15 protein-coding genes are annotated in these 23,226 nt (G+C 63.6%); 4 read left to right on the top strand and 11 right to left on the bottom strand.

Going from position 1 to position 23,226, the window contains the following annotated elements:
- Nucleotides 1-30: 30 nt before the first annotated feature.
- The 5 genes from aceK to PRZ01_RS06045 form a co-directional block, all read right to left on the bottom strand.
- Complete coding sequence (gene aceK / locus PRZ01_RS06065; protein WP_273595869.1) at nt 31-1,851, bottom strand: bifunctional isocitrate dehydrogenase kinase/phosphatase; 1,821 nt, start codon at nt 1,849-1,851, stop codon at nt 31-33.
- Between the two features lie 75 nt (nt 1,852-1,926).
- A complete protein-coding gene (gene can, locus PRZ01_RS06060; RefSeq protein ID WP_273595868.1) occupies nt 1,927-2,619 on the bottom strand; it encodes a carbonate dehydratase in 693 nt (230 codons plus the stop codon).
- Nucleotides 2,620-2,718: 99 nt separating this feature from the next.
- A complete protein-coding gene (locus PRZ01_RS06055; protein WP_273595867.1) occupies nt 2,719-3,906 on the bottom strand; it encodes an isovaleryl-CoA dehydrogenase in 1,188 nt (395 codons plus the stop codon).
- Between the two features lie 224 nt (nt 3,907-4,130).
- Complete coding sequence (locus tag PRZ01_RS06050; RefSeq protein WP_273595866.1) at nt 4,131-4,604, bottom strand: cyanophycin metabolism-associated DUF1854 family protein; 474 nt, start codon at nt 4,602-4,604, stop codon at nt 4,131-4,133.
- An 11-nt stretch (nt 4,605-4,615) separates the two neighbouring features.
- On the bottom strand, nt 4,616-6,904 hold the full coding sequence (locus PRZ01_RS06045) for a cyanophycin metabolism-associated ABC transporter (protein ID WP_273595865.1): 2,289 nt from the start codon (nt 6,902-6,904) through the stop codon (nt 4,616-4,618).
- Between the two features lie 234 nt (nt 6,905-7,138).
- Between PRZ01_RS06045 and PRZ01_RS06040 the strand changes: the two genes are divergently transcribed.
- Both PRZ01_RS06040 and cphA read left to right on the top strand, forming a co-directional pair.
- On the top strand, nt 7,139-9,328 hold the full coding sequence (locus PRZ01_RS06040; protein ID WP_273595864.1) for a cyanophycin synthetase: 2,190 nt from the start codon (nt 7,139-7,141) through the stop codon (nt 9,326-9,328).
- A gap of 100 nt (nt 9,329-9,428) precedes the next feature.
- Nucleotides 9,429-12,008 carry a cyanophycin synthetase gene (cphA, locus tag PRZ01_RS06035; RefSeq protein ID WP_273595863.1) on the top strand — a complete coding sequence of 860 codons (2,580 nt, stop codon included), beginning with the start codon at nt 9,429-9,431 and terminating at the stop codon, nt 12,006-12,008.
- A gap of 126 nt (nt 12,009-12,134) precedes the next feature.
- On the opposite strand, the gene PRZ01_RS06030 is transcribed toward cphA, so the two are convergent.
- The 5 genes from PRZ01_RS06030 to guaD all read right to left on the bottom strand — a co-directional run bounded on the left by PRZ01_RS06030 (nt 12,135) and on the right by guaD (nt 18,313).
- Nucleotides 12,135-13,301 carry a BMP family ABC transporter substrate-binding protein gene (locus PRZ01_RS06030; protein WP_273595862.1) on the bottom strand — a complete coding sequence of 389 codons (1,167 nt, stop codon included), beginning with the start codon at nt 13,299-13,301 and terminating at the stop codon, nt 12,135-12,137.
- A 73-nt stretch (nt 13,302-13,374) separates the two neighbouring features.
- Nucleotides 13,375-14,292, bottom strand: coding sequence for an ABC transporter permease (locus PRZ01_RS06025; RefSeq protein ID WP_273595861.1), 918 nt, complete (start codon nt 14,290-14,292; stop codon nt 13,375-13,377).
- An 8-nt stretch (nt 14,293-14,300) separates the two neighbouring features.
- Nucleotides 14,301-15,389 carry an ABC transporter permease gene (locus PRZ01_RS06020; protein WP_273595860.1) on the bottom strand — a complete coding sequence of 363 codons (1,089 nt, stop codon included), beginning with the start codon at nt 15,387-15,389 and terminating at the stop codon, nt 14,301-14,303.
- Nucleotides 15,379-16,959, bottom strand: coding sequence for an ABC transporter ATP-binding protein (locus tag PRZ01_RS06015; RefSeq protein WP_273595859.1), 1,581 nt, complete (start codon nt 16,957-16,959; stop codon nt 15,379-15,381). Before PRZ01_RS06015 ends, PRZ01_RS06020 begins: the two co-directional genes overlap by 11 nt.
- A 7-nt stretch (nt 16,960-16,966) precedes the next feature.
- Entirely contained in the window at nt 16,967-18,313 is a 1,347-nt protein-coding gene (guaD, locus tag PRZ01_RS06010) for a guanine deaminase (RefSeq protein WP_273595858.1), read from the bottom strand.
- A gap of 49 nt (nt 18,314-18,362) precedes the next feature.
- On the opposite strand from guaD, the gene xdhA reads away from it, so the two are divergent.
- Entirely contained in the window at nt 18,363-19,949 is a 1,587-nt protein-coding gene (gene xdhA, locus PRZ01_RS06005) for a xanthine dehydrogenase small subunit (protein ID WP_273595857.1), read from the top strand.
- On the top strand, nt 19,946-22,270 hold the full coding sequence (gene xdhB, locus PRZ01_RS06000) for a xanthine dehydrogenase molybdopterin binding subunit (RefSeq protein WP_273595856.1): 2,325 nt from the start codon (nt 19,946-19,948) through the stop codon (nt 22,268-22,270). The genes xdhA and xdhB overlap by 4 nt, the downstream gene beginning before the upstream one ends.
- 31 nt (nt 22,271-22,301) lie before the next feature.
- Here xdhB and PRZ01_RS05995 read toward each other — a convergent pair whose 3' ends face one another.
- Nucleotides 22,302-23,132, bottom strand: a complete 831-nt coding sequence (locus PRZ01_RS05995; RefSeq protein ID WP_273595855.1) for an HDOD domain-containing protein — start codon at nt 23,130-23,132, stop codon at nt 22,302-22,304.
- Nucleotides 23,133-23,226 lie beyond the last annotated feature (94 nt).

The raw sequence follows: 23,226 nt of genomic DNA, 5'->3' as shown, positions 1-23,226 counted from the left end.
AACTGGAACACACAACAGGGATGAATGAACTCATTGCACCGGCAGATCGTGGTGACTGTCGGCAATCAGCGCGGCGCCGTCCACCACGGGGCTCGGGACTTTGCCCAGGCCGTAAAAGCGCTTGTGCGGTTCATAGGGGAAAACGTCGTGCACATGGCCAGCCTTGATGCGTGCCTTGTGCTGCTGCCAGAAGGCGGCGTCCAGCAAATCGGCGTGATGGCGCATGAACAGGTTGCGCACGCCGGGGTGCCCTAGCAAGAACGGGCCAAAGGTCTCCGGAAAGACATCGCGCGGGCCGACCGAATACCAGATTTCGCCAGACATTTCTTCTTCCTCATTGCGCGGCGCGGGCACATAACGGAAGTTGCAATCGGTGAGATATTCGATCTCGTCGTAGTCGTAGAACACCACCTTGCCATGGCGCGTCACGCCGAAGTTCTTCCACAGCATGTCGCCGGGGAAGATATTGGCCGCCACCAGGTCCTTGATGGCGTTGCCGTACTCGATGACGGCATGCTCCATCTGCTGGGGCGTGGCCTCTTGCAGGTAGATGTTCAGCGGGATCATGCGGCGCTCGATGTACACATGGCTGAGCACCACGTCGTCACCGCTTTCGTCCAGCAGGCTGGGGCAAAAATGGCGCAGCTCCTGCAGCAGTTCTTCCTCAAAACGATGGCGTGGAAACGCAACGTTAGAGAACTCCAGCGTGTCCGCCATGCGCCCCACCCGGTCGTGCTGCTTCACCAGCAGGTATTTGCTCTGGATCAGCTCGCGGGTGGTTTCTTTCTGCGCCGGGAAAAAGTCTTTGATCAGCTTGAAGACAAAGGGGTAGGACGGCAGGTCGAACACCAGCATCACCATGCCCTTGATGCCAGGGGCGATGCGGAACTTGTCGCTGGAATGGCGCAGGTGGTAGAGAAAATCACGGTAGAACAGGTTCTTGCCGTGCTTTTGCAGGCCGATGGCACTGTAGATTTCGGCGCGCGGCTTGCGCGGCATCATGGAGCGCAAGAACTGCACATAGGCGCTGGGCACCTCCATGTCAACCATGAAGTAGGCGCGTGCAAAGCTGAACAGCAGCAGCAAATCGTCTTCACCAAACAAGCAGGCGTCGATGTAGAGCATGCCCGTCTCGCCATGCAGGATGGGCAGGGCAAACGGAATCTCATTGAAGCCGTTGATGATCTTGCCGACCAGATAAGCGCCCTTGTTGCGGTAGAACAGCGAGGCCAGCACCTGGATCTGGAAGTTGGTGCGCCAGCGCTCGCCCCCGGTGCGGCCTTGCATGGCGGCCATCACATGGCCGATGTCACGCCCCAAGTCCTCGAACTCGGTGTCAAGTTGAAAGTTGGTGACGATGCGGCGCAGGGTGTCACGCAGGGTCTGCGGCGTGGGGTAGTAAGCCCGAAAGGTCGGCTTGGCCGCAGGCTCGTCGTTCTCGATGTACTCGGTGGATACCGCCGGGCGCACGAAGATGAAATCGTTGTGGAAGTAACCGTGGTGCAGGATGCGGGTACAGACCGAGTTGAAAAATGTTTCGGCCAACTCGGGCTGGTGGTGATCGACCAGCAGGCCGATGTAATGCAGCTTCACTTGCTGCCACACCTCCATGGGCAGGGTGCTGGCTTGGTAGCGCGACTCCAGGCTGGCGATGGCCTCGTCCACCCGGGTGTCGTAGAACTCGATACGCTCGCGCTGGGCTTGCTGCTGGCCATGCCAGTCAGCCTGCTCAAAGCGCCGCTTGGCTTCGGCACTGGTGCCGCGAAACAGGCGGTAGTGGCGATTGAAGCCCCCCAGCATGGCTTGGGCGATTTCAAAGGCACGGGGGTCATTCAGCTTCTGCGGGAACATCGGCACTCCAGATTGACTTGAGGGCTCACTCGGCCCCACCCCTGCACACCTGTGCGGGCCGGGCACTCGCGAGGCCTATGAAGCTTCTGAGCTTAGTTGAGAAAATCGCGCCTGCTCGTAACGTCTTTTGACGGCACGCAAAGCGGTCTGGAATGCCGGCGCCACTTCGTCCGCCGCCGCCGCAGTGATGGCCAAGTCTTCCAGCAAGCCGTTGTGCAGGCCATAAACCCAGCCATGCACCACCACCTCTTGCCCACGGGCCCACGCGTCTTGCACCACCGTGGTCTGGCAGGCATTGCGAGCCTGCTCCAGCACATTGAGCTCGCACAAAGCGTTGACACGTTGCTCGGGCTGCAATTGATCCAGCCACTCATGGTGATGATTGCGCACGTCTTGCACATGACGCAGCCAGTTATCCACCAGCCCGACACGCGCATCCAGCAAAGCAGCTTTCACGCCACCGCAGTTGGAGTGGCCCACCACGATGATGTGCTTGACCTTGAGCGCGTCCACCGCAAACTGCATCACCGACAGGCAGTTGAGATCGGAGTGCACCACCACATTGGCCACATTGCGATGCACAAACAACTCGCCGGGCAGCAAATTGACCAAGTCATTGGCCGGCACCCGGCTGTCGGCGCAGCCGATCCACAGGTATTGCGGCGTCTGCTGCTCCAGCAGTCGGCTGAAAAAGCCCGGTTCGCGCGCCTCGGTGTTGGCGGCCCATTGCTTGTTGCTGTCCAGCAACTCTTGAAGATTGGTACTCATGCGTCCTATTGTCGGCCCTCAGGCTTATATCAACTTGACGTCCAGTTGACGGCGCGATGACAGCCCGGCGGCGGCGCTGGGTTCGTCCTTAAAGCGCGCTTACATCGTCTCTGCAAACAGCTCACGCCCAATCAACATGCGGCGGATTTCGCTGGTGCCCGCCCCAATCTCATACAGCTTGGCGTCGCGCCAGAGGCGGCCCAGCGGGTAGTCGTTGATGTAGCCATTGCCGCCGAAGATCTGCACACCCTCACCGGCCATCCAGGTGGCTTTTTCGGCGCACCAGAGGATGACGGAAGCACAGTCCTTGCGCACCTGGCGCACATGCTCGGTGCCCAGCATGTCCAGGTTCTTGGCCACGGTGTAGGCAAACGAGCGCCCGGCCTGCAGCACGGTGTACATATCGGCCACCTTGCCTTGGATCAGCTGAAATTCACCAATGCTCTGGCCGAACTGCTTGCGGTCATGGATATAGGGCACCACGTTGTCCATCACCGATTGCATGATGCCCAGAGGGCCGCCCGTCAGCACCGCGCGCTCGTAGTCCAGGCCAGACATCAGCACCTTGGCACCGCCATTCAAAGTGCCCAGCACGTTCTCGGCCGGCACCTCCACGTTGTTGAACACCAGCTCGCCCGTGTGGCTGCCGCGCATACCCAGCTTGTCCAGCTTCTGTGCAACGGAGAAGCCCGGCATGCCTTTTTCAATCAAAAAGGCCGTGACCCCGCGTGCGCCCAACTCGGGCTCGGTCTTGGCGTAGACCACCAGCGTGTCGGCGTCCGGGCCGTTGGTGATCCACATCTTGCTGCCGTTGAGCACGTAACAGCCGCCCTTTTCGTCGGCGCGCAGCTTCATGCTGATCACGTCGGAGCCAGCACCGGGCTCGCTCATGGCCAGGGCCCCCACATGCTCGCCGCTGATCAGCTTGGGCAGGTACTTGGCCTTTTGCGCGGCATTGCCGTTGCGATTGATCTGATTCACACACAAATTGCTGTGCGCGCCGTAGCTCAGGCCCACCGAGGCCGAGGCACGGCTGATTTCCTCCATGGCGATCATGTGGGCCAGGTACCCCATGTTCGCGCCACCGTATTCCTCGCTCACGGTGATGCCCAGCACGCCCAACTCACCCATCTTGCGCCACAGGTCCATGGGGAATTGGTCGTTGCGATCGATCTCGGCCGCCCGAGGTGCAATCTCCGCCTGCGCAAAATCCCGCACCGCGTCCCGCAAGGCGTCAATGTCTTCACCGAGTTGAAAATTCAGGCCGGGTAAATTCGTCGCGCTCATGCAAGTCTCCAGAATCTTTTAATGGGGTCAGTTAATGGGGTCAGAGTCGATTTAATGAAGGGCTCAAGCATCACATCACCGGATGATCCTAAATCCACCGTCGGCTTTGCGGCAAAAACCTTTAATTGACGTTTACGTAAACGTCAATTGACAGGCATTTTAATCACAGCACAGGCATCGCAGGTTAAAAGCATGCGGCGGCGCCCAAGCGACGCCGAGGGCAATCAGAGGAAGCGTTCCAGAATCTTCTTCGACCCCTTGTCCAGCGCAAAGCGGTCCGGCAGCATCAGCTGCAGACCGTGGCTGCTGGCGATCAGCAGACGGCCTTCGCCAAGGCGGCGGATGTCTTCTTCGGTGCGCAGGATGAATTGCGTCTCGCCCCGGTCGGTCTGCACCGTCCATTGGCTGGGCGTGGAGTAGGTAGACACAGCCTTGATGCTCAGGATGGTGGGCATGAAGTCGCGGCTGGCCAGCTCGGCCTCCAGCAAGGCCCGGTCGGGCGCAGGCAAGGCGGAGAGCCGGTCGATCCAGGCCAGCTCGTGGCCGTCTTGCCCGACCAGGGAGAGCCCTTCGTCCGGCGCCGAAATGGGGTGGGCGCGCACGGGCACCACGGCCTCGTGCAGCGTGCCTGCGGCGTCGGTCAGCACCAGGCGGCCCAGGGCATTGCGTTCCAGCTTTTGATAGGTGGGGGTTGTCATGGCAGGCTCGCTCAAGCGTTCTGGGTATGGGCGGACAGGTTGGGCGGCAGCAACGGCACAGCGTCTTCAGCGTCAACACGGCGGGCCTGCGCCTCGTAGAGGCGCCAGTAGTGGCCACGCTTTTCCATCAGCGCGTCGTGCGGGCCCACTTCAACCACCTGGCCGCGGTCCATCACCACCAGGCGGTCGGCCTTGCGCAGGGTGGACAAGCGGTGGGCGATGGCGATGGTGGTACGGCCCTGCACCAGGTTGTCCAGCGCTTTTTGGATTTCTTTTTCGGTCTCGGTGTCTACCGACGAAGTGGCTTCGTCAAGGATCAGGATGCGCGGGTCGATCAGCAGCGCCCGGGCGATGGAGATGCGTTGGCGCTCGCCGCCCGACAGGCCCTGGCCGCGCTCACCCACCAGCGAGTCATAGCCCTGCGGCAGGCGCAGGATGAACTCATGCGCGTGCGCGGCACGGGCGGCGGCCACGATCTCTTCGCGGCTGGCGTCAGGCTTGCCGTAGGCGATGTTCTCGGCAATGGTGCCGAAGAACAAAAACGGCTCCTGCAGCACCAGGCCGATGTGGCGGCGATAGTCGGCCACGCGAATGCGGCGCAGGTCCACGCCGTCGACCCGGATGCCGCCTTCTGTAACGTCATAGAAGCGGCAGATCAGGTTCACCAGCGTGCTCTTGCCAGAACCACTGTGACCCACCAGGCCGATCATTTCACCGGGCTTGATCTCCAGCGTCAGGCCACGGATCACCGCACGGTTGCCGTAGCGGAAGCCAATGTCTTCGATCTGCAGCCCGCCCTGCACCTTGTTCATCTCCACCGGGTTTGCAGGCTCCGGCACGTTGGATTGATGGTCCAGGATGTCGAAGATGCGCTTGGCGCCAGCCGCCGCTTTTTGCGTCACCGAAACGATGCGGCTCATCGAGTCCATGCGCCCATAGAAACGGCCGATATAGGCCAGGAACGAGGTCAGAACCCCGACCGTGATGCTCTGGTGCGAGATCAGGTAGATGCCGTAGGCCCACACCACCAGCAAGCCCATCTCGGTCAACAAGGACACCGTGGGCGTGAACAGGCTCCAGGTTTTGTTGAGCTTGTCGTTCACCTTGAGGTTGTTGTCGTTGGCGTCTTTGAAGCGGCGGGCTTCGCGCTGCTCCTGTGCAAAGGCCTTGACCACACGGATGCCGGGAATGGTGTCGGCCAGCACGGAAGTCACCTCGCCCCAGACGCGGTCGATTTTCTCGAAACCGGTGCGCAGGCGATCCCGCACCAAATGGATCATCCAGGCGATGAAGGGCAGCGGCACCAGGGTGGCCAAGGCCAGCCAATGGTTGATGGAGAAGAGGATCGCTGCCGTCATGGTCAGCATCAGCACGTCGGTGATGAAGTCCAGCGCATGCAGGGACAAGAAGACGCTGATGCGGTCGGTCTCTGAGCCGATGCGCGACATCAGATCACCGGTGCGCTTGTTGCCAAAGTACTCCAGCGACAGCGACAGCAAATGCTCGAAGGTGTGCGTGCGCAGATCCGCCGCGATGCGCTCGGACACCAGCGCGAGAATGTAAGTCTTGGCCCAGCCCAGCAACCAGGACACCAGACCGGCACCCAGCAGGCCGCTCAAATAGAGCGCAACCAGCCAGGGATCAATCGTATGGCCCGCCTGAAAGGGGATCAGCACCTCGTCCATCAGCGGTCGGTACAAATAAGGGCCCACCAAGGTGGCGGCCGTGGCCCCCAGCATCAGCAAAAAGCCCAGCAGCAACTGACCCTGGTAGGGGCGGGCAAAACGCCACAGCCGCAGCAGCACCCAGGTGGAGGGCGGCGTGTGCAGCTCGCGGGCGCAGGTGGGGCACTCTTCACTGCCCTCCTCGCTGCGAGGGGGCAGCGGGGCCTTGCAACTGGGGCAGAACTCCAGCTCCTCAGTGCTTTCGCTGGGCGGCTCCAAGCGGCGCTCGAAGGCCTCTTGCCAGCGCTGCGCCTGCAGGTTGATCTGCAGGGTGAAGCGCCACTGGGCCAAGCGCTGCGCGCCTTCGACCAGTTCCAGGCTGCCGATGCCGGCGTGGTCGCTGATGCGCATCTCCAGGCTGGGACGCAAGGGCCATTCCTGCCATTCACCGCTCGCCGGGTCCCAGGCCAACAGACGCTGCGTGGTCAGCGCCAACAGGCCACTGGCGAACCGCATGCGCGAGTCGAGGTCAACCTCCAGATGGGCTTGAACGTTCTCATGGGCAAGCAGACGCGCTTGCAAGGCGGTCCATTGGGGATGCTGCGGTGACGTTTCGACAGGATGATGATGCTGCATTGTGATTTTGAGCCCAGGTTCGCGAGGGACGCCCAGCGTTGTCTGAGCGCGGATTTTCACTCATACGCGCAAGCGCTCGGGCAAACCGCGAAATTCGTCGGCTCGGCAGCGGCCCGACACCCCGCGTAAGCGCCAAATCGACCCCAAACTGAGCGCACAATGTCGTCCTGCTGCGAATCCCTGCAAAATTCAGATCATTTCCCCTGCCCCACAGTCCACCCTGACAGCCCATCCATGAGCAAGAAAGAAGACATCAAGCTGCTGCGCATCAACTATTTGCGCGGTCCCAATATGTGGACCTATCGGCCGGTGCTGGAAGTCTGGCTGGACCTTGGCGAGTTGGAAGACTTCCCCAGCCACCTGCTGCCTGGGTTCAACGAGCGCCTGACCCAAGCGCTGCCCGCCTTGATCGAACACCACTGCGGCGTGGGCGAGCGCGGCGGCTTTTTGCAGCGCCTGCTGGAGGGCACCTGGTGCGGGCACGTGCTGGAGCATGTGGTGATCGAGTTGCTCAATCTGGCCGGCATGCCCACCGGCTTTGGCCAAACCCGCAGCACCAGCCAGCGCGGCGTCTACCGCATGGTCTTCCGTGCCCGTGACGAGCAAGTGGCACGCAGCGCCCTGGCCGAAGGCCACGCCCTTTTGATGGCCGCGATCAACGACACGCCGATCGACGTGCCCGCCGCCGTGGCCCGGGTGCGCGACAAGCTGGACGACTGCTACCTCGGCCCCTCAACAGCCGCCATCGTGGCCGCAGCGACCGACCGCCGCATCCCCCACATCCGCCTGAACGACGGCAATCTCGTCCAACTGGGCCACGGTGCGCGCCAACGCCGCATCTGGACGGCTGAGACCGACATGACCAGCGCCATTGCCGAAGGTATTGCCGGCGACAAAGACCTTACCAAGACGCTGCTGAAGTCCTGCGGCATCCCGGTGCCCGCTGGCGTGGCCGTGAAAACCGCCGAAGCCGCCTGGGACGCCGCTGAAGACCTGGGCCTGCCCGTGGTCATCAAGCCTTCCGACGGCAACCACGGCCGGGGGGTCACGCTCGACCTGAAAAAGCGCGAAGACGTGATGGCTGCCTTCAAATTGGCCGAAGAGCACGGCAGTGAAGTCTTGGTGGAAAGCTACATCCCGGGCAACGAGCATCGCCTGCTGGTGGTGGGCGGCAAGGTGGTGGCCGCTGCGCGCGGTGATATTGCAACCGTCACCGGGGACGGTCGGCAAAGCGTGGCCGAGTTGATTGACACACAAATCAACAACGACCCACGCCGCGGCCTGACCGAAGAATTCCCACTCAACCGCATCAATGCCCAAGAAGACTCGGTGATCCTGCTCGACCTGGAGCGCCAGGGCCTGACAATCGACGCCATCCCTGAAACCGGCCGCGAGGTGCTGATCCAGCGCAACGGCAATGTCGCGATCGACTGCACGGACCAGGTTCACCCCGAGGTGGCCCACATCGTCTCGCTGGCCGCCCGGGTGATTGGCCTGGACATCGCTGGCATCGACCTGGTGGCGCAAGACATCTCCCGCCCGCTCCACGAGCAGGGTGGCGCCATCGTCGAAGTCAACGCCGGCCCCGGCCTGCTGATGCATCTGAAGCCCGCTGAGGGCATGCCCCAGCCCGTCGGCCAGGCCATCATCGACCACCTGTTTGCCGATGATGAAACCGGTCGCATCCCCGTGGTGGGCATTGCCGGCTCACGCGGCACGCACACCATTTCACGCCTGGTGGCCTGGTTGCTGCACCTGAACGGCCGCCATGTTGGCTTGGCCTGCACCGAAGGCTTGTTCCTGGGCACCCGCCGTGTCGAGCGCAAGAACAGCGCCCGCTGGGACGCCTCGCACCGCCTGCTGATGAACCGCGGCGTGGACGCTGTCGTGATCGAAAACAGCGCCGAAAGCGTGCTGCGCGACGGCCTGGCCTATGACCGCTGTCACGTGGGCGTGGTCACCGACATGGGCGGCATCGCCGGCCTGGCGCACTATGACGTGCTGACCGAAGACCAGCTCTTCAAGGTGCTACGCACCCAGATCGACGTGGTGCTGAGCGAAGGCACCGCCGTGCTCAACGCCGCCGAGCCGCGACTGCTCGACATGGTGGAGCTGTGCGACGGCGAGGTCATCCTCTACGCAATGGATGGCGCCTCCCCTGCCCTGGCCGAGCATCGCGCCAAGGGTGGCCGTGCCGTGTTCCTACAGGGCGGCGCTGCGGTGCTGGCCCAGGGCCTGTCTGAAACCTCGGGCGCCAATGTAGACGCTCTGCTGCGCCGCTTTGCCGCCAGCCCCGCCGCCGTAACGGCCGAAATCGACGCAGCCACGGTGTTGGCCGCAGTAGCCACGGCCTGGGCGATGAACATCCCCTCTGAGCTCATTTCAGCCGGCCTCGACACCTTCGTGCCGGAGTTGCAGGCCTGACCGGCCCAGCCCCAAGCCCCAAGCCCCAAGCCCCAAGCCCGACGTCCGACGCCCCCGCGCCCCTTTTTTCGCCTGACCCAGAATCGAAAGACAGCAAACCATGGAAGTCTCTCGCACCCGTGCACTGCGTGGCCCCAATATGTGGAGCCGCCATACGGCCATCGAGGCTGTCGTGCATTGCAATGCCGAGGAACAATCGATCGCCGCCCTGCCCCAGTTCGAGGCCCGGCTGCGCGCCCTCTTCCCCAGCATTGGTGCCCTGCGGCCCTCCAGCGCCAGCCGCGCGCCGATCTCCCTGGCGCACGTGCTTGAGCAGGCCACGCTGGCCCTGCAGGCCCAGGCAGGCTGCCCCGTCACCTTCAGCCATACCCACATCACCTCCGAGCCCGGCAGCTACCAGGTGGTGGTTGAATACAGCGAAGAAGATGTGGGCCGCCTGGCCTTCGAACACGCTTGCAAGCTGGTTGAAGCCGCCCGCGATGGCGGCAGCTTCGACGCCGACGCCACCCTGGCGCAACTGCGCGAGTTGGACGAAGACGTGCGCATGGGCCCTTCGACCGGCTCCATCGTCAACGCCGCAGTGGCCCGGGGCGTGCCCTACCGCCGCCTCACCCAAGGTAGCCTGGTGCAATTCGGCTGGGGTGCGAAGCAGCGCCGCATCTGGGCGGCTGAAGTCGACGCCACCAGCGCTGTTTCTGAATCCATCGCGCAAGACAAAGACCTGAGCAAGCGCCTGCTGCAGTCGGCCGGCGTGCCGGTGCCCATCGGTAGCCCCGTGCACTCGGTCGACGAAGCCTGGGCCGTGGCACTGGAAGTAGGCCTGCCCGTGGTGGTGAAGCCGCAAGACGGCAACCAGGGCAAGGGCGTCACCGTCAACGTGGCCAGCCGCGAGCACATGGAAATCGCCTACAAGGCGGCCGACGAGATCGGCACCGTGATGGTCGAAAAATTCTTGCCCGGCAGCGACTACCGCCTGCTGGTGATCGGCGACAAACTGGTCGCCGCCGCCCGCCGCGACCCGCCGCACGTGATCGGCGACGGCGTGCTGACCGTCAAGCAACTGGTCGACAAGGTCAACGCCGACCCCAAGCGCGGCGACGGCCATGCCACCTCGCTGACCAAGATCCGCTTTGACGACATCGCCGTGGCGCGCCTGACCCAGCAGGATTTGACGCCTGAGTCGATTCCCGAAAAAGGCCGCCGCGTCATCCTGCGCAACAACGCCAACCTCTCCACCGGCGGCACCGCCACCGACGTGACGGACGACGTGCACCCCGAAGTCGCCGCCCGCGCCATTGCCGCCGCCCAAGTGGTGGGCCTGCATGTGTGCGGTGTGGACGTGGTGGCCGAAGGCGTGCTGCGCCCGCTCGAAGAACAAAGCGGCGGCATCGTCGAGGTCAACGCCGCGCCGGGTCTGCGCATGCACCTGAGCCCCAGCTACGGCAAGGGCCGCAATGTCGGTGAAGCCATCATCGCCCACCTCTACGGCCACGGCCACAAGAGCGAAGATGGCCGCATCCCCGTGGTGGCCGTGACAGGCACCAACGGCAAAACCACCACCAGCCGTCTGATCGCCCACCTCTTCGCCACCTGCGGCCTGAAGGTCGGCATGACCAACACTGACGGCGTCTATGTGGACGGCCGCCAAATCGACAGCGGCGACTGCTCCGGCCCCAAGAGCGCCCGCAATGTGCTGATGCACCCCGATGTGGAAGCCGCCGTGTTCGAAACCGCCCGGGGCGGCGTGCTGCGCGAGGGCCTGGGCTTTGACCGCTGCCAGGTGGCCGTGGTGACCAATATCGGCGCCGGCGACCACCTGGGCATGAACTTTCTCAACACCGTGGAAGAACTCGCCCTGGTCAAACGCGTCATCGTGCAGAACGTTGCGCCTAACGGTTATGCCGTGCTGAATGCAGCCGACCCCATCGTGGCCAATATGGCAGCCACCTGCCCCGGCCAGATCATCTACTTCGCCACCGACCGCCACCACCCGCTGATGGCCACGCACCGCGCCCAAGGCAAACGCTGCGTCTACATCGACGGCGACCTGCTGGTGGCCGCGCAAGGCTCATGGCGCGAGAGCATTCCGCTGCGCGAAATCCCGATCACCCGCAACGGCGCCATCGGCTTCCAGGTTGAAAACGCCATGGCCTCCGTGGCCGCGGCCTGGGGCGTGGGCCTGGACTGGGACACCGTGCGCCGCGGCGTGGCGAGCTTCGCCAACGACGCCGACAACGCGCCTGGCCGCTTCAATGTGATGGAGTACCGTGGCGCCACCGTGATTGCCGACTACGGCCATAACGCCGACGCCATGCGGGCCCTGGTCTCAGCCGTGGCCGCCCTGCCGGGCAAGCGCCGCTCGGTGGTGATCAGCGGTGCGGGTGACCGCCGCGATGAAGACATCCGCGAGCAGACGGTCATCCTCGGCGAAGCCTTCGACGACGTGTTCCTGTTCCAGGACGCCTGCCAACGCGGCCGTGAAGACGGCGAAGTCCTCGCGCTCTTGCGCCAGGGCCTGGTTGGCGCGGCACGCACCACCTATGTGGACGAAATTCGCGGCGAATTCATCGCCATCGACGCCGCCCTGTCACGCCTGCAACCGGGCGACCTCTGCCTGGTGCTGGTCGACCAGGTGGAAGAAGCACTCGGGCATTTGGCCAAACGCATCGCTGAGGGTTGAACGTCATCGGCATTTCTTGCCCATAAAAAAAGGCAGCCAAACGGCTGCCTTTTTTCTTGCTGAGTCATGCGGGAGCGTCTTCAGCAAACACTCGTCACAACAGGGTCGTACCCCGCGCCGCAGCCTTCACTTGCCGCCCGGCAACTTACCATCAACACCCTTCAGGTAGAAGTTGATGCCAGAGAGGAATTTGTCATCAGCGGCTTCGCCTTTTTTCAGCACCTCATGGCCGTCTTGCGCCAGCAGGGGGCCCTTCCAGATCACGAAGCTGCCGTCTTTCAAGCCGGCCTTGACCTTCTCAAGCTCCGCTTTGGCCTCGGCCGGCACCGTGTCGGCGACGGACACCAGGTCGATAGCGCCTTCCTTCACGCCCCACCACGAATGCTTGCCGGGGCCCGCCTGCCATTTGCCGTCCAGCACCTCGCGCACCGCCGAGATGTAGTACGGCGCCCAGTTGATGACGGCCGAGCCCAAATGTGCCTTGGGGCCATAGGCGGTCATGTCGGAGTCCCAGCCAAAGGCGAACTTGCCGTTCTTCTCGGCGGTTTGCAGCACGGCGCTGGAGTCGGTGTTCTGCATCAGCACATCAGCGCCGCCGTTGATCAGCGTTTGAGCGGCTTCTGACTCTTGCGGTGGGTCGAACCACTTGTTGACCCACACCACCTTGACCTTGATCTTGGGGTTGCCGGCCTGCGCGCCGAGCGTGAAGCTGTTGATGTTGCGGATCACCTCGGGGATGGGGATGGAGCCCACCACACCCAGCACGCCGGTCTTGCTCACCCGACCCGCGATCACGCCGGCCATGTAGGCACCCTCGTAGGTGCGTGAGTCGTAGGTGCGCAAATTGGCAGCCTGCTTGTAGCCGGTGGCATGCTCGAACTTGACGTCCGGCGTGTCTTGCGCCACCTTGAGCATCGACTCCATATAACCAAAAGTGGTGCCGAAGATCAGCTTGTTGCCCTGGCCGGCCATGTCACGGAACACCCGCTCGGCATCGGCCGCCTCGGGCACTTTCTCGACGAAGGTGGTGGCCACGCGGTCGCCGAACTCCTTCTCCACCGCCTTGCGGGCATTGTCATGTGCATAAGTCCAGCCGCCATCGCCCACCGGGCCGACGTAGGCGAATGCAATCTTCAAGGGCTCGGGCTTGGCGGCGGCAGCTGAGGCGGGCGCGGACGCCGGCAGGGCGGCGGGCGCCGCAGCCTCCTCCTTCTTGCCACAGGCCACCAGGGCCGCGGCCAGACCGACGCCGCCGGCCCATTGAAGCAATTGTCGTGAGCTTGGACGATTCATGGCATCTCCAAAAAAAGTTCAGTTGATGAAAGAAAGAGAATGGAAAAGAACAAAAGCGAGGCCTGACTTCAGCCTATCCTGGAAAAAACGGCTTGCCCAGTGAAGCCGGCATATTGGCGCGAATGAAGGCCGCGTTGCTAGAGATCAGCACCAACACCCCGATGGTGGCCAGATAGGGCAACATGCTGAGGAACTGGCTGGCCAACTGCACCCCCTGCCCCTGCAAATGGAACTGCAGCATGGTGACAAAGCCAAACAGCCCGGCCCCCGCCAGCACCCGCAAGGGGCGCCAGGTGGCAAAAGTGGTCAACGCTAAGGCGATCCAGCCCTTGCCGGCGATCATGCCCTCCACCCACAGTGGCGTATAGACCACCGACACATAAGCCCCCGCCAGACCACACAAAGCGCCGCCCGCCATGACCGCAGCAAGCCGGATGCGCCGCACCGGGTAACCCAGAGCATGCGCTGACTCGGGCGACTCACCCACCGCCCGCAAAATCAGGCCCGGCCGCGAACGGTACAAAAACCAGGCGAGTGCCACGGCCAAGGCCACCGTGAGATACACCACCGGATGCTGCCGAAACAAGGCGGGGCCGATAACGGGGATGTCGCTCAAGCCGGGCACCGAGAAATTCATTCGCGGGCCCAATTTTTCTTGCGTATAGCGCAGGCCGACAAAGGCAGAGAAGCCGCTGCCGAACAAGCTCAACGCCAGCCCCGCCGCATATTGGTTGGTGTTGAGCCAGATCACCAACAGGCCAAACAAGCCCGCCAGCAAAGCGCCAACCAGCATGCCCGCCGCAAAGGCCAGCGAGTCACTGCCGGTGTGAAAAGCGGTGGCAAAACCCGCCACCGCAGCCACCAGCATCAGCCCCTCGGCGCCGAGATTGACCACGCCAGCTCGTTCATTGATCAGCAATCCCAGCGCAGCCAGGGCCAGCAGGGTCCCGGCATTCAAGGAGGCCGCAATCAGCAGCACCATGGATTCCATTGCAGCGTCTAAGCTTTCCACAGGTTTTGATTGCGCGCAGGCGAGACCCAGCGCAATCGGTATTGAATCAAGGTATCGCTCGCCAACAAGGTGAACAGGAGCAGGCCCTGAAACACCCCCGTGATGGATTTGGGCAGCCCGAGCCGCGACTGCGCCAGCTCGCCGCCGATGTAGAACATGCTCATCAACACGCCCGAAAACACAATGCCCACCGGGTGCAAGCGCCCGACAAAGGCCACGATGATGGCGGCAAAGCCGTAGCCGGCCGGGACATAAGGCGTCAACTGTCCCAATGGCCCCGCCACCTCCAGCGCACCAGCCAAACCCGCCAAGCCCCCTGACAACAAGAGTGCCGTCCACAACGCGCGCTGCGATGAAAAGCCAGCATAACGCGCCGCCGCAGGGGCCAGCCCGCCGACCTGCAGCGCAAACCCGGCATAGCTGCGAAACATGAACACCCACAGCCCCAGCACCGCCGTACCGGCAACCAACACGCCCACATGCAGGCGTGAGCCGGCCATCAGCTTGGGTATCTGGGTGATTGGCAAAAAGGTGATGGACTGCGGAAAGTTGTAGCCATTGGGGTCCTTCCAGGGCCCGTAAACCAGATACGCCAGCATGAGATCGGCCACATAGACCAGCATCAGGCTCACCAAAATTTCATTGGCATTGAAGCGCGCCCGCAGGCCGGCGGTGATGGCCGCCCAACCCATGCCACCCAGCACCCCGGCCAGCACGATGCACACCACGATCATGCGGCTGCTGCCCGCGTCCGCCTGCATCGCCACCCAGCCACCGGCCAACGCGCCCATGATGAATTGCCCCTCGGCGCCGATGTTCCAGACATTGGCACGAAAGCAAACGGCCAAACCGAGCGCAATCAAGACCAGTGGCGTGGCCTTCAGGCCCAGCTCACCCCAGGCATAGGCCGAGCGGATGGGCTCCCAGAAAAACATCTGCAGCCCGCGCAGCGGGTCTTTGCCGAGCAGCATGAACAGCGCCACGCCCAAGAACACCGTGAGCGCCAGCGCGATCAGCGGTGAAGCCAGGGACATCGCCTTGGACGGCTGCTGCCGCAACTCCAGCTTAAATCCCATGGGGAGCCCCCTCCTGCTGACTGGGGCGGGTCTGCCACAGGCCACTCATCCACTCGCCCACCAACTCGGGGCAAGCCTCGGCAATGGGCAGCGAGGGCGACACGCGGCCTTGCGACATCACCACCAGCCGGTCGCTGATTTCAAACAATTCGTCCAACTCCTCGCTCACCACCAGAATGGCGCAACCCGCATCGCGCAAGCGCAACAACTCCGCGCGGATCTGCGCCGCGGCGCCCACGTCCACGCCCCAGGTGGGCTGGGCAATCACCAGCACCCGGGGCGCGGCAGAAATCTCCCGCCCGACGATGAATTTTTGTAAATTGCCCCCCGACAAGCTGCGCGCGGCAGCCCCGGGCCCCGCAGCGCGCACATTGAATCGAGCGATCAGGCTTTCAGCCAAACGCCGCACGCCCGCCGCACGAATCCAGCCGCCGGGGCCCACGTTCTCGGTGCGCGTCAGCAGCGTGTTTTGGGCCAGCGACAAATCGGGGACCGCCCCACGCCCCAAGCGTTCTTCCGGCACGAAATGCAGGCCCTGGCGGCGGCGCTTGCGCGTGCTCGCGCGGGCGATGTCTTGCCCGAACAATTGCACACTGCCCGGCTGCCCACGCGGGTCTTCACCAGAAATCGCGGCCAACAACTCCTGCTGACCATTGCCCGACACGCCGGCCACACCCAAAATTTCACCAGCACGCAGGTTAAATTCCACATCCACCAAGGTGGTGCCAAACGCCTGTGCCTTGGCCATGCTCAGGCGCCGCAGGGCCAAGGCGGGCGCCTCTGGCGGCGCGTGGCGGGCATGCGAATCGTGGCGTTCGTGAGGTGGATGGGCAACCGGGTGTGCGGGCCGCAGCGGCGGGGGCTCGCTGCCAATCATCAGTCGAGATAACTCGGCATTGCTCTGGGTCCGTGGGTCCACCTCGCCAGTGACCTTGCCGGCACGCATCACTGTGCAGTGCTCGCACAGGGCCCGAATCTCATCCAGCTTGTGGCTGATGTACAAAATGGAGCAGCCCTGCGCCGCCAGCTGCCGCAGGGTGGAGAACAAACGTTCCACCGCCTGCGGTGTCAACACGGAAGTGGGCTCGTCCAGAATCAGCAACTGCGGGCGGCCCAGCAAGGCGCGCACGATCTCCACCCGCTGCCGTTCACCGACCGACAGGGTGTGCACCGGCCGCAGCGGGTCCACCTCCAGCCCGTAGCTGGCCGACACCTCGCGGATGCGCGCCGTCACTTCAGCCAGGGCGGCACGCTTGTCGAGCCCCAGCCAGACGTTTTCTGCCGCAGTCAGCGTGTCAAACAGCGAGAAGTGCTGGTAGACCATACTGATGCCCAAAGCACGCGCCTCCGCCGGGCTTTTCACGCGCAGCGGCTGGCCGTTCCATCGCATCTGACCGGCATCCGCCTGCACGGCGCCGTAGATGATTTTCATCAAGGTGGATTTGCCCGCGCCGTTTTCGCCCAGCACCGCATGGATCTGCCCAGCCTGCAACTGCAGGGTGACACCGTCATTCGCCTTGACGCCAGGGTATTGCTTGCTGATGCCGATGAGTTCCAGTCTTGGGGTCATGGTGGGTTCAGCTCCCGCGGGCAAGGTTGCGTGAAATATCGCGTGTAAAGGCCTGCCGGCCCGCCACGTAGCTGCAGGCGAGATTGCGCTCGTCCGACAGGCTCATCCATGCAAACACGCGTTCATGCAGGCTTTCCACAAGCGCATCCCGGGCTTGCGCGACCGGCCCCATGGCCCAGTCCCAAACGCAAACATCCGCCAGTGTACCGACGCCGAAGTGCCCGATTTCTGAGGCCAAACCCAAAGCCTCAGCGGCACCCCGAGTGGCGGCATGCAAGGCCGTCCAGGCGCTCAGGCGGTGCCCCGCCAGGGCTTGCACCTTGTAGCCGTCCAGCAAATTGCGCTGCAGCGACAGGCTGGTGCCGCCGCCCACATCGCTCGCCACGCTGACCTTAACCCCGGCTTCGGCGGTGGCCGGCCAGTCCAGCAAGCCGCTGCCCAAAAAGAGATTGGATGACGGGCAAAACGCCAAATGCGCGCCGCTGTCGGCCAGCACCCGGCGGTCTGCCGCGTCCAGCCAGATGCCATGCGCCAGAACCGCCTTGGGGTGCAGCAGGCCGACGGCAGCGTAAACGTCAAGGTAACTGCGCGCAGATGGAAATAACTGTGCCACCCAGCGCATTTCATCACGGCTCTCTGCCACATGGGTCTGCATATACAGCGAAGCATCAGCGCGGCACAGCGCCCCGGCCATGGCCAGCTGCTCAGGGCTGGAGGTGGGCGCAAAGCGCGGGGTCACGGCATAAGCCAGGCGCGCCCGGCCATGCCAGTGCTGGATCAGATCGATGCAGTCACGCTCGGCGCCGGCCACGTCGTCCAGCAAGGCAGGTGGCGCATGCCGGTCCATCAGCACCTTGCCGGTGATGAGGCGCATGCCGCGCTCTTCGGCGGCCGCGAACAAAGCCTCCGTCGACACCTTATGAACGGTGGGGAACACCACCGCAGCAGTCGTGCCATGCGCCAGCAAGGCGTCCAGGAAACGCGCCGCCCCCTGCTGCGCAACAGCCGGGTCGGCATAGCGGCATTCGGCCGGAAAAGTGTAGCGATGCAACCAATCCAATAACTCGGCGCCATAGGACGCGATCACGTCCAGCTGCGGGCAATGTACATGTGTGTCGATGAAGCCGGGCAGGATCAAGCGCCCGCTGTGATCGGCCTTGCGCCAGCTGTCATCAGGCTCTTGCGCCTGGCTGCCGGCAAGGCGCCCATCCTCGATCAGCAACCAGCTGTCGGGCTGAAAACGTACCGTCGGGCTGTCGAGTTCGCCCCAACCGGGCGCACCGACAAAGTCGAGCAGATCACCGCGCAGCGCTAGTCGCGAGGAGGGTGAATTTTCTTTTGTTTCGCGTGGCATACGCCTCCATCGTATATCTTCGTATCTGTCCCGCAGCGTTCACCGCATCATGAACAACAACTATCGCAGCATCCGCTTTTTCCACCATGGGGCCATCACCTCGGTCAACGGTCTGGCGCCCACCACCACGGTTCTGCAATGGCTGCGCGAACACGCCCACTGCACAGGCACCAAAGAGGGTTGTGCGGAGGGCGATTGCGGTGCCTGCACCGTCCTGGTGGGTGAATTGCGCGACGATGACATTGACCAACTCCAACTGCGCGCGGTCAACGCCTGCACTCAATTCCTCCCCACCCTGGATGGCCTGGCGCTGCTCAGCGTTGAAGACCTCAGCACCAATTTGCAAGATCTGGGCCCGGTACAACAGGCCATGGTGGACTGCCACGCCAGCCAGTGCGGTTTCTGCACCCCGGGCTTTGTGTGCACGCTGCAAGCCTGTTATGAGCGCCACTGCGAGGCCGGCAGCACGCCCACGCGCCAGCAACTGGCCGACGAGTTGGCCGGCAATTTGTGCCGCTGCACCGGCTACCGGCCCATTCTGGATGCCGGCCAAAACATGTTCGAACAGCCCCGACTGCGCATCGACAAAGCGCCCATCGTCGCGGCATTGCGCACGCTTCGTAGCGAGCCCCCGCTGCACTACAAAGGTGCTAACCCGGCATTCGAACAGACTCCGGCCCGGCCCGACGACACACCAGCGGCGGCGCGAACCGACCACTTTCACGCCCCCAAAACCTTGGCAGCCCTGGCCGATTTGCGGCTGAACCACCCGCAGGCGCGGCTGCTCGCCGGCAGCACGGACATCGGCCTGTGGCACAACAAACAGTTTCGCGATCTGGGCGAACTGATTTACCTGGGCGCGGTGTCTGAGTTGCGCAACATTCGCGCACAAAATTTCAAGGCCCGGCCCGGCTTGTGGATCGGTGCCGGCGCCCGCCTCGAAGAGGCCTGGCAAGCCTTGGTGGCGATTGCCCCGAACCTGCGCGAGTTGTGGTTGCGATTCGCCTCACCGCCGGTACGCCAAGCCGGCACCCTGGGCGGCAATATCGCGAACGGCTCACCCATCGGCGACAGTGCCCCCGCCTTGATCGCCCTGGGCGCCGACATCGTGCTGCGACGAGGCGAGCAACAACGCCGCATGCCACTGCAGGACTTTTACCTGGACTACATGAAGACCGCTTTGCAGCCCGGCGAATTTGTGGAGGCCCTGCACTTGCCATTGCCCGAACCAGCGCTGCGGCTGCGCGCCTACAAAATCAGCAAGCGGCATGACAGCGACATCTCGGCGGTCTGCACCGTCATGGCCCTGTGCCTGGATGCCGAAGGCACCGTACAAGAAGCGCGTTTGGTCTTCGGCGGCATGGCCGCCATCGTCAAGCGGGCCCACGCGGCAGAAGCCAGTTTGCTCGGCCAGCCCTGGGACGAAGCCCAGTTGAACCGGGCCACCCTGGCGCTGGCCCAAGACTTTCAACCGCTCACCGACATGCGCGCCAGCAGCGACTACCGCATGCGGGTGGCACAAAACCTCTTGCGAAAGCTGTGGCTTGAAACGCGCCTTGACCAGCCTTTGTGCCCGTCTGAACTCAGCATTTGGCCTTCGGCTCGGGGCGACTCGGTGACAGGGAGCGCAGCATGAGCACCAGCACCAGCACCAGCACCGTCATCGGCGCGAGCTGTCCGCATGAATCCGCAACCTTACATGTGCGGGGCGAAGCCACCTACGTCGACGATATCGCCGAGGCCCAGGGCACGCTGCACGCTGCACTCGGACTCTCACCCCTCGCGCACGGCACGCTCTCAGGCATCGACACCGCCTTGCTGCTGCGCCAGCCCGGCGTGGTGGCCGTCTTCACCGCAGCCGATATTCCGGGTGAAAACAACTGCGGCCCGCTGCTGCACGACGACCCCATTCTTGCCGCTGAAGATTTGCGTTATCTCGGGCAGCCGGTATTCGCGGTGATCGCCACCTCGCGCGAGTTGGCCCGCCGTGCGGCGGCGATGGCGAAGACCGTCATCCGCTGCGCACCGCTGCCCGCCCTGCTGACCGCAAGCCAGGCCCACGCGGCGGGCGCTTACGTGGTGCCACCGATGCACCTGAGCCGTGGTGATGCTGCTACTGCGCTGCAAAACGCCCCGTTGCGGCTGGAGGGCGAATGGTCGCTGGGTGGCCAGGAGCAGTTCTACCTCGAAGGCCAGATCAGCTACGCCTTGCCGCAAGAGCAGCAAGGCATGCTGCTGCACTGCTCCACCCAGCACCCCAGCGAGATGCAACAACTGGTTGCCCATGCGTTGGGTTGGCAAGCCCACCAGGTGCAGGTTCAGTGCCGTCGCATGGGGGGTGGTTTTGGCGGCAAAGAGTCTCAGTCCGCCTTGTTTGCCTGTGTCGCCGCCATCGCCGCACAGCGCTTGCGGCGCCCGATCAAACTGCGTCTGGACCGCGACGACGACTTCATGATTACCGGCCGCCGCCACGGTTTCGAGTACCGCTGGCAGGTGGGGTTTGACCCACACGGCCATATCCTCGCGGCGGAGGTTGACCTGATTGCCAACTGCGGCCACTCGGCCGATTTGTCAGCGCCGGTGATGACGCGTGCGCTGTGTCATTTCGACAACGCCTACTGGCTGCCGCATCTGGCCCTGCACGGCTATTGCGCACGCACCCACACGCAAAGCAACACTGCGTTTCGTGGCTTTGGCGGGCCACAGGGTGCACTGGCGATTGAGATGATTCTGGATTCAGTGGCTCGCCGCCTGGGCCTGGACCCGGTGCTGGTGCGCCAGCGCAATTTCTACGGTGAACAAGAGCGCTGCACCACACCCTACGGGCAAACGGTGGACGACAACATCCTGCGCCCGCTCACCGACCAACTGCTGCGCAGCAGCGACTATGGGGCCCGGCGCCTGGAGATCGACCAGTTCAACGCCCGCAGCCCCGTGCTGAAGCGCGGGCTGGCGATGACGCCGGTGAAATTTGGCATCTCGTTCAACGTCGTGCATTTGAACCAAGCCGGCGCCCTGGTCCATGTGTACGCCGACGGCTCGGTGCTGGTGAACCACGGCGGCACCGAAATGGGCCAGGGCCTGAACACCAAGATCGCGCAGGTGGTTGCACACGAATTGGGTGTGCCGCTGGCGCAGGTGCGCTGTAGCGCCACCGACACCCAGAAGATCGCCAACACCTCCGCCACAGCGGCCTCGACAGGCAGCGACCTGAACGGCAAGGCCGCCCAAAACGCAGCCAGCCAGATCCGGCAACGGCTGGCGACGCTGGCAGCCGAGCTGCTGAACGGCGAGGCTGCGGCCGTTCAATTTCATGACGGCCAGGTGGGGTGCGGAGAACTTGGCGGCGGCCAGAGCCTCAGCTTCAAATCACTGGTGGCGCAAGCCTATCTGCAGCGCATTCAACTCTGGAGCGATGGCTTCTACACCACGCCTGGCCTGCATTGGGACCGCAACACCTTGCAAGGGCACCCCTTCTACTACTTTGCCTATGGCGCCGCCGTGGTGGAGGTGATGGTGGACAGCCTGACGGGTGAAAACCGCCTGCTCCGTGCCGACCTGCTGCATGACGCCGGGCGCTCGCTCAACCCGGCACTGGACATCGGCCAGGTGGAGGGCGGCTTTGTTCAAGGCGTCGGCTGGCTGACCACTGAAGAGCTGGTGTGGCACCCCGCCACAGGCGCCTTGAGCACACATGCGCCCAGCACCTACAAGATTCCCACGGCCAATGACAGCCCGGCTGATTTTCGCGTAGCGCTGTTTGACCACCCCAATCCGGTGGACAGCATCCACCGCAGCAAAGCCGTGGGCGAACCCCCACTGCTGCTGGGCTTTGCCGCGCTGCTGGCGCTCAAAGACGCGGTGGCCGCCTGCGGGCCTGCGGCTTGCGATCCCCACTTACTGGCCCCGGCCACTGCGGAGCGCGTGTTGATGGCGATCGATCAACTTGGCGCTTGATACAGCGGCGGCCCCGGGGCCGCGCCGCCGCTCAATGCAGCATCTGCTCAATGTCGCTCGCAACATCGCCTGCGGCCAGAATCTTGGCTTCCAAAAACGCCAGATCCAGGTGCAAATGCTCCACCAACTCGGGCACGGCCGCTTGCAGTGCTTGGCCGGGCGGGACCTTGTGTTCCGCCGCGTCGGCCAGCACTTCGGCCATGTGCAAGACCGCAGCCATCAAGGAGAACGGCCTAATTTCCATCGGCGTATTGGCATCCGCGAAGGCCTCAACCAGGGTTTGCGGGAAATGCCAATGACGCGCCAAGGAGGCCGTGACGTCCGCGTGCGTACAGTCAAAGCGATGCATTTCCAGCGAAAAGCGGCTGCCTGGCTCCAACGCCAAGATCTCGACTTCCGCCACCTTGTCGGGCTCGGTCAGCGCCATCAGGATTTGCCCGGTGCGCAGCATCAATCCGGCGAGATAGCTGGTATCCGCGTCCAGCTTGACCAGCTTGGCCAGAATGCCGGCGTAAGCCGCCGTGGCCACGCCGTGGCGCCAGAACCGACCACGGTCCAGGCCCTTGACGTTCGGGAATGCACCAGACATGCAGGCGGCCAGCGACAGATTGCGCAAGGTGTCCATCCCCAAGGCGGCTGCGGCGTCTTTCAATGAGGCGATCTGGTGCGAGGGGCTGTAACGCGCCGAGTTGGCCAAACGCAGGACCTTGGCTGACAAGCCGGCATCTTTGCCGATCAGATCGGCCAATGCAGCCAAGCTGGTGTTCTCGTCATCAAAGCTACGGATCAAGCGACTGGCCACCTCCGGCATAGTGGGCAAAGCACTGTGGTTCAAAAAAAACTTCTCGGCGGCTTGGTTCACGTTGAATCTCCTCTCGCGCTGACGAATTGGACATGCGGCGGGCCACATACGTGGGCCCGTAATGCCCAGTCTAAGCGGGCCGCAGTAGCCTGCA

Source organism: Roseateles koreensis, from assembly GCF_028595305.1.
Taxonomy (GTDB): domain Bacteria; phylum Pseudomonadota; class Gammaproteobacteria; order Burkholderiales; family Burkholderiaceae_C; genus Paucibacter_A; species Paucibacter_A koreensis.
This window is presented reverse-complemented; position numbering and strand designations above follow the sequence as displayed.

Bases quoted from the DNA above. Each gene is read 5' to 3' on its own strand.
- xdhB (WP_273595856.1), top strand. From the start codon at position 19,946: ATGAGCACCAGCACCAGCACCAGCACCGTCATCGGCGCGAGCTGTCCG.
- PRZ01_RS06045 (WP_273595865.1), bottom strand. From the start codon at position 6,904: ATGCAGCATCATCATCCTGTCGAAACGTCACCGCAGCATCCCCAATGG.
- PRZ01_RS06030 (WP_273595862.1), bottom strand. From the start codon at position 13,301: ATGAATCGTCCAAGCTCACGACAATTGCTTCAATGGGCCGGCGGCGTC.
- PRZ01_RS06055 (WP_273595867.1), bottom strand. From the start codon at position 3,906: ATGAGCGCGACGAATTTACCCGGCCTGAATTTTCAACTCGGTGAAGAC.
- guaD (WP_273595858.1), bottom strand. From the start codon at position 18,313: ATGCCACGCGAAACAAAAGAAAATTCACCCTCCTCGCGACTAGCGCTG.
- xdhA (WP_273595857.1), top strand. From the start codon at position 18,363: ATGAACAACAACTATCGCAGCATCCGCTTTTTCCACCATGGGGCCATC.
- PRZ01_RS06020 (WP_273595860.1), bottom strand. From the start codon at position 15,389: ATGGGATTTAAGCTGGAGTTGCGGCAGCAGCCGTCCAAGGCGATGTCC.
- cphA (WP_273595863.1), top strand. From the start codon at position 9,429: ATGGAAGTCTCTCGCACCCGTGCACTGCGTGGCCCCAATATGTGGAGC.
- PRZ01_RS06015 (WP_273595859.1), bottom strand. From the start codon at position 16,959: ATGACCCCAAGACTGGAACTCATCGGCATCAGCAAGCAATACCCTGGC.
- PRZ01_RS06025 (WP_273595861.1), bottom strand. From the start codon at position 14,292: ATGGAATCCATGGTGCTGCTGATTGCGGCCTCCTTGAATGCCGGGACC.
- can (WP_273595868.1), bottom strand. From the start codon at position 2,619: ATGAGTACCAATCTTCAAGAGTTGCTGGACAGCAACAAGCAATGGGCC.
- aceK (WP_273595869.1), bottom strand. From the start codon at position 1,851: ATGTTCCCGCAGAAGCTGAATGACCCCCGTGCCTTTGAAATCGCCCAA.
- PRZ01_RS06050 (WP_273595866.1), bottom strand. From the start codon at position 4,604: ATGACAACCCCCACCTATCAAAAGCTGGAACGCAATGCCCTGGGCCGC.
- PRZ01_RS06040 (WP_273595864.1), top strand. From the start codon at position 7,139: ATGAGCAAGAAAGAAGACATCAAGCTGCTGCGCATCAACTATTTGCGC.